This is a genomic window from Marinobacterium sedimentorum (assembly GCF_024267675.1).
GTDB classification, from domain to species: Bacteria; Pseudomonadota; Gammaproteobacteria; order Pseudomonadales; family Balneatricaceae; genus Marinobacterium_A; species Marinobacterium_A sedimentorum.
On sequence record NZ_JALDYX010000207.1, the window covers coordinates 1 to 213 of the forward strand.

General features: G+C 58.2%; 1 pseudogene. It reads left to right on the plus strand.

The window, feature by feature from the left end:
- Positions 1–7: 7 nt before the first annotated feature.
- Positions 8–213, plus strand: a pseudogene (locus MRS74_RS24315) (lipid-A-disaccharide synthase); the annotation flags it as partial.

The window sequence follows — 213 nt, forward strand, 5'->3', positions numbered from 1 at the left end:
TGCCGGAATGAGTTGTGATTTTGTGGGGCACCCTGTCGTGGCCGAACCCAAAGCCACTGCGCATGATATTCAGGCGGCGATGGATCATTTGGGGCTAAGCCCAGAGCGGCCTTTGGTCTTGGTTCTGCCGGGCTCGCGGCGCAGCGAAGTGGCCCGCATGGGGCCTGTGTTTTTGGAAAGTCTCACGATGCTAAGGGAGCAGCATCCTGAAAT